Origin of the sequence: Stenotrophomonas sp. (genome assembly GCF_032061965.1) — a bacterium.
In the GTDB taxonomy this organism is placed as follows: Bacteria; Pseudomonadota; Gammaproteobacteria; order Xanthomonadales; family Xanthomonadaceae; genus Stenotrophomonas.
The window spans coordinates 226,181-234,846 of sequence record NZ_DAMBEF010000001.1; the positions used below are offsets into that span (position 1 = coordinate 226,181).

Annotated in this window: 8 protein-coding genes; 5 read left to right on the plus strand and 3 right to left on the minus strand. The window is 64.3% G+C overall.

Annotation, left to right across the window (positions count from 1 at the left end; all coding sequences use genetic code 11):
- From RT460_RS00895 to RT460_RS00915, 5 genes are all read left to right on the plus strand, one after another.
- A complete protein-coding gene (locus RT460_RS00895) occupies positions 1-1,371 on the plus strand; it encodes an NAD(P)/FAD-dependent oxidoreductase (protein WP_313316590.1) in 1,371 nt (456 codons plus the stop codon).
- Positions 1,371-2,810: an exodeoxyribonuclease I gene (gene sbcB, locus RT460_RS00900; RefSeq protein WP_313316591.1), complete on the plus strand. Its 1,440-nt coding sequence runs from the start codon at positions 1,371-1,373 to the stop codon at positions 2,808-2,810. The genes RT460_RS00895 and sbcB overlap by 1 nt, the downstream gene beginning before the upstream one ends.
- Entirely contained in the window at positions 2,807-3,493 is a 687-nt protein-coding gene (locus tag RT460_RS00905) for a DUF2461 domain-containing protein (RefSeq protein ID WP_313316592.1), read from the plus strand. The genes sbcB and RT460_RS00905 overlap by 4 nt, the downstream gene beginning before the upstream one ends.
- A gap of 71 nt (positions 3,494-3,564) precedes the next feature.
- Positions 3,565-4,038, plus strand: a complete 474-nt coding sequence (locus tag RT460_RS00910; RefSeq protein ID WP_313316593.1) for a hypothetical protein — start codon at positions 3,565-3,567, stop codon at positions 4,036-4,038.
- A 19-nt stretch (positions 4,039-4,057) separates the two neighbouring features.
- Positions 4,058-4,612, plus strand: a complete 555-nt coding sequence (locus RT460_RS00915; RefSeq protein WP_313316595.1) for a DUF2939 domain-containing protein — start codon at positions 4,058-4,060, stop codon at positions 4,610-4,612.
- A gap of 18 nt (positions 4,613-4,630) precedes the next feature.
- Here RT460_RS00915 and RT460_RS00920 read toward each other — a convergent pair whose 3' ends face one another.
- The 3 genes from RT460_RS00920 to RT460_RS00930 all read right to left on the minus strand — a co-directional run bounded on the left by RT460_RS00920 (position 4,631) and on the right by RT460_RS00930 (position 8,265).
- A complete protein-coding gene (locus RT460_RS00920; protein WP_313316596.1) occupies positions 4,631-6,004 on the minus strand; it encodes an NAD(P)/FAD-dependent oxidoreductase in 1,374 nt (457 codons plus the stop codon).
- A gap of 456 nt (positions 6,005-6,460) precedes the next feature.
- A complete protein-coding gene (locus RT460_RS00925; RefSeq protein ID WP_313316597.1) occupies positions 6,461-7,402 on the minus strand; it encodes a 5'-nucleotidase in 942 nt (313 codons plus the stop codon).
- A gap of 98 nt (positions 7,403-7,500) precedes the next feature.
- Positions 7,501-8,265 (minus strand): NAD kinase, encoded by a 765-nt coding sequence (locus tag RT460_RS00930; RefSeq protein WP_313316598.1) that lies wholly within the window; start codon positions 8,263-8,265, stop codon positions 7,501-7,503.
- Positions 8,266-8,666 lie beyond the last annotated feature (401 nt).

An 8,666-nucleotide genomic window follows, 5' to 3' on the forward strand; every position in this document is an offset into this window, starting at 1 on the left:
TTGAACACCCCCACCCCACGCAGCCTCACCCTGATCGGCGCCGGCCTGGCCGGTTCCCTGCTCGCCATCCTGCTGTCGCGGCAGGGCTGGAAGATCACCATCTACGAGCGACGCGGCGACCCGCGTATCGCCGACTACGAGTCCGGCCGTTCCATCAACCTGGCACTGGCCGAGCGCGGCCGCAATGCGCTGCGCCAGGCCGGTGTCGAGGACGAGGTGATGGCCAAGGCGGTGATGATGCGCGGCCGCATGGTGCACCCACGCGAGGGCGCCCCGGACCTGCAGCGCTATGGCCGCGATGACAGTGAAGTGATCTGGTCCGTGCATCGCAAGGATCTCAACATCACCCTGCTGCAACTGGCGGAACAGGCCGGTGCCAAGATCCATTTCCACCGCCGCCTGCACACCGTGGACTTCGATGCCGGCTATGCGCGTTTCATCGATGACCGCGATGACCAACCCCACGATATCCACTTCAACACCCCGCTGATCGGCGCCGATGGTGCCGGTTCGGCGCTGCGTGCGGCCATGAACCGCAAGCGGCCGCTCGGCGAGCGCACGGAGTTCCTCAATCATTCCTACAAGGAACTTGAAATTCCGCCCGCTGCCGACGGCAGCTTCCAGATCGAGGCCAATGCGCTGCACATCTGGCCGCGCGGCAACTACATGTGCATCGCCCTGCCCAATGACGAAGGCACGTTCACCGTCACCTTGTTCCTGCCCAATGAAGGCGACCCCAGCTTCGCGACAGTGCGCAACGGCGCCGAAGCCGAGGCTCTGTTCCAGCGCGACTTCGCCGACGCCCTGCCGTTGATTCCGGACCTGCGTGCCGATTGGGACCAGCATCCGCCCGGCCTGCTGGGCACGCTGTACCTGGACCGCTGGCACCAGTGCGGCAAAGCCGTGCTGATCGGCGACGCTGCACACGCGATGGTGCCCTTCCACGGCCAAGGCATGAACTGCGCCTTCGAAGATTGCGTGGTACTGGCTCGCTGCCTGGCCAACAACGCCACCACCGAACAGGCCTTCGCCGCATTTGAAGCCGAGCGCAAACCCAATGCCGCCGCCATCCAGCAGATGGCCCTGGACAACTACCTGGAAATGCGCGACCGCGTCGCCGACCCGACCTACCTGCTACAACGTGAGCTGGAGCATGAACTCCAGGCACGCTGGCCCACCCGCTTCGTACCGCATTACACGATGGTGACGTTCCTGCACACGCCCTATGCCGTGGCGCTGGAACGCACCCGTCTGCAGCAGACCCTCCTGGCCAACGCCACTGCCGGCCTGGATTCGCTGGACAGCATCGACTGGGCGGCACTGGAACAGCTCGTCCACGCGCAGCTGCCAGTACTGGAAGGAGCCCACTGATGGCCGATAGCTTCCTGTTCTACGATCTGGAAACCTTCGGCCAGGACCCGCGTCGCACCCGCATCGCCCAGTTCGCCGCCGTACGCACCGATGCGGCGTTGAACGTCATCGAGGAGCCGGTCAGCTTCTACGTCAAACCCGCGGATGACCTATTGCCCTCGCCCATCGCGACGCTGATCACCGGCATAACGCCGCAGCATGCCTTGGCAGAAGGCGTGAGCGAGGCCGAAGCCTTTGCCCGCATCAACGAAATGATGAGCAAGCCCAAGACCTGCACCCTGGGCTACAACACGCTGCGCTTCGACGATGAGTTTGTACGCTACGGCCTGTTCCGCAACTTCCACGATCCCTACGAACGCGAGTGGCGCAGCGGCAACTCGCGCTGGGACCTGCTCGACATGCTGCGCCTGGTGCACGCACTGCGTCCGGACGGCATCAACTGGCCCAAGCGCGAAGATGGCGCTACCTCTTTCAAGCTCGAACACCTGGCGCTGGCCAACGATGTGCGCGAAGGTGATGCCCACGAAGCGCTGTCCGACGTCTACGCCACGATCGGCATGGCGCGCCGCTTCCGCCAGGCACAACCGCGCATGTGGGACTACGCGCTGCGCCTGCGCGACAAGCGCTACGTGGGTAGTCTGCTGGACGTGATCGCCATGCAGCCGGTACTGCACATCTCGATGCGTTATCCGGCCAGCCGCCTGTGCGCTGCACCGGTGCTGCCGCTGGCGCGCCATCCGCATATCAACAACCGGGTCATCGTGTTCGACCTGGAAGGCGATATCGAGCCCTTGCTGGAGCTTTCGGTCGAAGAGATCACCGCGCGCCTGTACACCCGCGCCGCTGATCTGCCTGAAGGCCAGCAGCGGATTCCCTTGAAAGAGGTGCATCTCAACAAGGTACCGGCGTTGGTTGCATGGAATCACCTGCGCGAGGCCGATTTCGAGCGCCTGCAGATCGACCCTGCGACGATTGAAGCCAAGGCGGAGAAACTGCGCGAACTCGGCCCGCAGCTCGCCGAGAAGGCCCGCCAGGTCTTCGCACGGGAACGCGTCAGCGACGGCCCCATCGACGCCGATGCCTCGCTCTACGATGGCTTTCTTGCCGAGGGCGACAAAGGCCTGCTCAGTACGGTGCGCACCGCGCCACCGGAGGCACTGGCCGAACTGGAACAGCGCTTCCGCGACCCGCGCCTGCCCGAGCTGCTGTTCCGCTACCGCGCCCGCAACCACCCGCAGACGCTGGACGCCACCGCCCGCTCACGCTGGGATGCGTATCGTCAGCAGCGTTTCAGCACGCCCGGCATGGCCGAACAGACCCTGCCCGAATACGTGGCCCAGATCGCCGCGCTACGCGAGGAACACAAGGACAACCCGGCAACCCTGGCCTTGCTTGATGCGCTGGACCAGTGGCGCCACAGCCTGCAGGACACACCATGACCCAGTACTTCAGCGATGCCAGCTTCAAGTTCCTGCGCGGGCTGGCCCGCCACAATGACAAGACCTGGTTTGCCGAGCACAAGCAGCAGTACGAAGACCATGTGCGGCAACCCTTCCTGCGCCTGATCGCCGACCTGCAGCCGGACCTGACCGCGGTCAGCGAACATTTCCAGGCTGACCCGCGCACGGTTGGCGGTTCGCTGTTCCGCATCTACCGGGATTCGCGCTTCTCCAGCGACAAGACCCCTTACAAGACCTGGCAGGGCGCACGCCTGTTCCACGAGCGCCGCAAGCAGGTGCCCGCGCCGTCGTACTACATCCATCTGGCACCGGGCGAGAGTTTTGTCGGCGCCGGCATCTGGCACCCGGAACCGGACGTGCAACGGCGCCTGCGGCAGTTCATTTTCGACAACCCCGGCAGTTGGAAGGCCGCCGCGCATGCCCCAGCCACGCGCAAGCGTTACGCGTTCGAAACCAGCGAAAAGCTGGTGCGGCCGCCGCGCGGCTTTCCCGCCGATTTCGAGTTCATCGACGACCTCAAGCACCGCAACTGGGTGCTGTGGCGCTCACTCGATGACGAGGTGATGACCGGCCCGCGCCTGCGCCAGACCCTGGCGAAGGATCTGGCCGCCCTGGGCCCGTTCGTCGACTACCTGTGCGCGGCGCTGGACCTTGAGTTCTGATTAGCCCTGGCTTCACGCAAACCAACCCGGTTTGCGGCACGCTTGGCGGCAACCTCCGACAGGAAGCCGCCATGACCAGCATCCACCTTCAAGTCTGGATCGACGCCCCGCTGGCCACCGTCTACGCCGGCCTGGCCAATGCCGAGGGACTGGGCCACTGGTGGATACCGCACCAACAATCGGTCATCGACGGTGACACCGTGCTCAGCCACAACCCCGGCTCCGGCCACGGCGTGGTAGCGCTGAAGGTGCTTGAAAACACCGCCAGCCGCTGCGTGCGCTGGGAAGTGATAAGCCGGCATCCAGCGCAGAGCCCGGCCTCGGCCTGGACCGGCACCGAGATCCGTTTCGATCTGTCACGACGGGCGAGCCCAGGCAGCTGGCGCGGTCTTCCACACGAAGGCGAACCGATGACGGTGCTGGAATTTCATCACCTGGGCTGGGATGGCGACAGTGAGTACCTGGGTTTCTGCAGCCAGGCCTGGGCCGAAACCCTGGTGATGCTGCGTCGCTGGGCCGAAGCACGCGGCACCGCGCACCCCTGATATCAAGGACCGCAACACCATGAAAAAATGGATACTTGCCGCCGTCGTCGCCATCGCAGTGCTGCTGGCCGCCTATGTGATCGGCGGGCCCTACCTGGCCATCCGCGGCATCAGCCAGGCCATCGAGCAGCGTGACACCGGCAAGCTGGCCCGGCACGTCGACTTTGCTGCGGTGCGCGTCAACATGAAGGCGCAGCTCAACGATTACGTCGTACGCAAGGCCGGCGCGGACATGCAATCCAGCCTGTTCGGCCAGGTCGCCCTCGGCGTTGCCGGCAACCTCGCCGGTGCCGGCGTCGATACCTTCGTCACTCCGCTCGGCATCGCCGCCATCCTGCAGGGCGACAGCCTGTGGAAGCGCGCCATCGGCGATACCGTCGGCGGCGACACCTGGGCACCGCCTTCGCCGGCCAAGCCATTGGCCAATACCACCGGCCACTACGAATCGTTGTCGCGCTTCACTGCCACCACCCATCTGCAAGATGGCCGTGAGGTGGTGTTCGTGCTCAGCCGGCAGGGGCTGCGCTGGCGTCTGACCAGCATCCAACTGCCGCTGGGACAGGCGCCGGCGTAACCGGCGCCGGGTTCCCCCTCAGGCGATCTTGCGCGGGAGCTCCTCGATCTCGCTGTCCGCCAGGAAGGCCTCCAGTGAATCATCCATCGCCTGCATCCACGGCGTGTGGTGCAAGGGCGCCAGCGTCCCGGTCAGCACCGAGCGGTAGCTGTAATTGCGGTAGCCGAGGATGTCGTCCTTCTTGTCGTGCTTCCACTGCTTGAACAGCTCGGCCACTGCCTCGACCTTGAAATCCGGGTAGTCGGTGGCATCGATAAGGTCGCGCACATATTGGGTCTGGAAATCGATGTCCTGTTCGGCCGAGGTCGTCGTCTCCTCGCCGGCCAACCACGCCTCGCTGTCCTGACGCATCTGCACAGTCGTCGGCAATGCGATCCGGCCCAGGATCACATCGCGTGCGTACCAGGCCTGCGCATCGAACATATTGAAGGTGTAGTACTGATCCTGCATGCCCAGGTAGATCAACTTGGGGTTGTCGATCCAGAACACGCCCTTGTACAGATCAGCAGGATACAGGCGGTTACGGGTACGCAGGGTCAGCGTATCCGGCAGGAACGGAAAGTGATGCTGATAGCCGGTGCACAGTACGATGGCGTCCACTTCCTTGCTACTGCCATCGATGAAGTGCGCGGTGTTGCCTTCCACGCGCTGCAACAAGGGCTTCTCGTCGAAGGCATCAGGCCAGTCATAGCCGGTGGCCGCGCTGCGATAGCTGAAGGTCACCGAGCGCGCGCCGTACTTGTAGCACTGCGTACCGATATCTTCGGCCGAGTAGCTGGAGCCGACCAGCAACAGATCCTTGCCACTGAACTCGCAGGCATCGCGGAAATCATGCGCGTGCAGTACGCGGCCGGGGAAACGGTCCACGCCCTCGAAGAACGGCGCGTTGGGCGTGGAGAAATGGCCGGTTGCAACAATCACCCGATCAAACTCTTCGCTGACCAGCTCGTCCTTCTTCAGGTCTCGTACGCTGACCGTGAAGCGCCCGGTTTCCTCTGAATAATCGACCCACTGCACCGCCATATTGAAGCGGATCTGATCCCGCACGCCGCTTTTTTCGATGCGGCCCATGATGTAGTCGCGCAGCACGGCGCGCGGCGGATAGGAGGCGATCGGGCGGCCAAAATGCTCTTCAAAACTGTAGTCGGCAAACTCCAGTGCTTCCTTTGGCCCGTTCGACCAGAGATAGCGGTACATGCTGCCATGCACGGGTTCGCCGTAAGCATCCAGCCCGGTACGCCATGTGTAGTTCCACATCCCGCCAAGATCCGATTGCTTCTCATAGCAGACGATCTCTGGCACTTCGGCCCCACCTCGACGGGCGGATTCAAAGGCACGAAGTTGCGCCAGGCCGCTCGGGCCGGCTCCAAGAATGGCGATACGCATGGTCATTCGGGTTGTTCTCCTGTGTAGCTGCCAACGCGCGGACGCGACGGCACTGCGCAAGGGCGCGTGATGCACCGTGCAGGAGAGACAATGCGTCCAGTCCCGCGCGGCGCGCGAAACACCCGGCCGCCACGCAAGGCAGCGTTGAAGGGAATGGCAGGTACGTGACGCTACCGGTCGGGGAACAGGCCCCGCCCCTGGATCACCGGGTGGGTGCAGTGCGGGAGGGATCTGCTGGATGGATGCAGATCAGGATGCGGCAGGATTGCCGTAGTGAAGGAAAGTCCCGCAAAGGCGACCCCATCCTAACATGCGATGAACAACCGCCTGCAACCCCACCGGCAGAAGCGATGCAAGCCGAAGCGCGAGCACGCCGGCGGCGCAACGGCCGCCCGCGATTGCATTCAATACGGCCGATGATGGTCTGCAGCATCGTGGCTTACGCTGCGCCTGCCTATCGCCTCAGGGGTTGGCGACGCCGTGCGGCACGTGGCCTGCCGCTACGTGCTGGCGTGCGCTGTCGATATTGTGCTGTGAATCGTCGAAGAAGATGTCGGCGCCAAACGCTTCCAGGAATGGGCCCTTATGGCGACCGCCAAGGAACAAGGCCTCGTCCAGACGCACGCCCCATTCACGCAAGGTGCGGATCACGCGCTCGTGCGCCGGCGCAGAACGCGCCGTCACCAAGGCCGTGCGGATCGGTGCTGCCTCGCCCGCCGGGAACGCCGCCTGCAAGGCATGCAACGCGGACAGGAAGTTGCGGAACGGACCACCGCTGAGCGGCTCGTGCGCACGTTCGCGCTCATGCCGGCCAAAGGCTTCAACGCCCTGCTCGCGCGAAATGCGTTCGCTTTCATCGCCGAAGATCACCGCGTCACCATCGAAGGCGATGCGCAGCTGGGTCTTGGAGCGACCGGTATCGGTGGCCGCTGCCGATGCTGCAGCAACCTCCTGCGCGCTCTGCGGCAGGATCGTGGCTGCAGCAATGCCATTGACCAGGGCACGGCGCACGGAATCGGGGTTTGCCGACAGGAACAGGTCGGTACCGAACGGCTTGACGTACGGCCAGGTCGGCTCGCCCGCAGTGAAGGTGGCGCGCACGATATCCAGCTTGTAGTGCTGGATGGAGTTGAAGATGCGCAGTCCGGTATCAGCCGAATTGCGCGACAACAGGATCACCTCCACGCGTGGGGTCTCCACCGGCGCGCCATCATTGAGCGCCAGCAGCTTGCGTACCACCGGGAAGGCAACACCGGGCTTGAGCACATCGTCCTCGTGCGCACGCTGGTAGGCGGCATAGGCCTCCAGGCCTTCGCGTTCGAACAAGGCATGGCCTTCTTCGAGATCAAACAATGCGCGCGAGGTAACCGCAACAGTGAGAAGCCGGGGAGTGTTGTCACCCATGGACGATGAACCCAATACGATCAAGGAACGGGACCCAGTCTACCCGGAAGCGGCCCTACTGCATCCAATCCCAGATCGCGCTTCCCCAATCCCGGCTTTCAAACCATGAACTGCTCGCTGAGCATGCGCTCTTCCAGGTTGTGTTCGGGATCGAACAGCAACGTGACCTGGCGCTCGCGGGACTCGCGGATGGTCACTTCCACCACGTCGCGGGTTTCATGCGAATCGGCGGTGACGCTGACCGGGCGCTTGTAGGGATCGAGCACGCGGAAACGCACTTCGGTCTCGGCCTTGAGGATGGCACCACGCCAGCGGCGTGGTCGGTAAGGCGCCAGCGGGGTCAGCGCGATGGTGTTGGAGCCCAGCGGCAGGATCGGGCCGTGCGCGGAATAGTTGTACGCGGTGCTGCCGGCCGGGGTGGAGACCAGCACGCCATCGCAGATCAGCTCTTCGACCCGCTGCTGGCCATTGAGATCGATGCCGATGTGCGCGGCCTGGCGGGTCTGGCGCAGCATCGACACGTCGTTGTAGGCCAGCGAGCCGGTGGTGGTGCCGGATTCGGTCTGGGCCACCATTTCCAGAGGACGCAGGTGCGCCGGCTCGGCCAGTGCCAGCCGTTCGAGCAGATCGTCATCACGGTAGTGGTTCATCAGGAAACCGACGGTGCCCAACTTCATGCCGAACACCGGCTTGCCCTTGCTGCCGTGGCGGTGGAGGGTCTGCAGCATGAAGCCGTCGCCGCCGAGCGGGCAGATGACGTCGGCCTCTTCCGGGGCATGATCACCGTAACGGGCCGCCAGGGCGGCACGCGCCTGCTGGGCAGCCTCGACGGTACTGGCAAGGAATGCGATTCGGGGGGACACGGGCGCGTCTTTCGGTTCGGCTTGGAGGGCGAGGATAACCTGCTGATGTGCTGGCGGGTGCTTTCGTTTGCTTGGAAACTGAAGGCCACTGGCAAGAGCCTGCCCTCTCCCCACCCCCTCTCCGCGCCCCGGCCTTCGCTTGCGCAAAGGCGCTCTGAGAGCAGCGAACCAGTGGTTCGCAAGCTGCTCTCAACCGCCCCGCAAGGAAGTGGGGCTTGTAGTGCCGAGCCATGCTCGGCAGAGGCTTTACGGGCAATGCCCCAAAAGCTCCCCCTCTCCCCAACCCCTCTCCCGCAAGCGGGAGAGGGGCTTGTAGTGCCGAGCCATGCTCGGCAGAGGCTTTACCGGCAATGCCCCAAAAGCTCCCCCTCTCCCCAACCCCTCTCCCGCAAGCGGGAGAG

Bases quoted from the DNA above. Each gene is read 5' to 3' on its own strand.
- RT460_RS00910 (WP_313316593.1), top strand. From the start codon at position 3,565: ATGACCAGCATCCACCTTCAAGTCTGGATCGACGCCCCGCTGGCCACC.
- RT460_RS00905 (WP_313316592.1), top strand. From the start codon at position 2,807: ATGACCCAGTACTTCAGCGATGCCAGCTTCAAGTTCCTGCGCGGGCTG.
- RT460_RS00920 (WP_313316596.1), bottom strand. From the start codon at position 6,004: ATGACCATGCGTATCGCCATTCTTGGAGCCGGCCCGAGCGGCCTGGCG.
- RT460_RS00925 (WP_313316597.1), bottom strand. From the start codon at position 7,402: ATGGGTGACAACACTCCCCGGCTTCTCACTGTTGCGGTTACCTCGCGC.
- sbcB (WP_313316591.1), top strand. From the start codon at position 1,371: ATGGCCGATAGCTTCCTGTTCTACGATCTGGAAACCTTCGGCCAGGAC.
- RT460_RS00915 (WP_313316595.1), top strand. From the start codon at position 4,058: ATGAAAAAATGGATACTTGCCGCCGTCGTCGCCATCGCAGTGCTGCTG.